Below are 378 nucleotides of genomic sequence, written 5' to 3' on the forward strand. Positions count from 1 at the left end.
CTCGTGAAGCTGACCGGTACTAATAGGCCGATAACTTACACCACACACCACCCCGCAAACCCAACTTCAAAAGGGGTTTGCACCCAGGGGTGGTACAAAGAAACAAGACTGCTTGCGTCCACTATGTGGTTCCCAGACAACAAACCCGTTGCTTGAGGAACAAAACCACAACAAAATAACAACACCACAGATGTTGTAACCACAGTTTTCCCCACCCACCCCCAAAGGACGCGGTGCGGGACACAGGGTTACGGCGGTCATAGCGTGGGGGAAACGCCCGGTCCCATCCCGAACCCGGAAGCTAAGACCCACAGCGCCGATGGTACTGCACCCGGGAGGGTGTGGGAGAGTAGGTCACCGCCGGAACACCATTCAGGT

General features: G+C 55.8%; 1 rRNA gene. It reads left to right on the forward strand.

Annotation, left to right across the window (positions count from 1 at the left end):
• The first annotated feature begins 249 nt into the window (after positions 1-249).
• Positions 250-366: ribosomal RNA gene (rrf, locus tag AC1DXI_RS20775) — 5S ribosomal RNA — on the forward strand.
• Positions 367-378: the final 12 nt, after the last annotated feature.

The organism is Arthrobacter sp. P1_H7 (assembly GCF_056405215.1).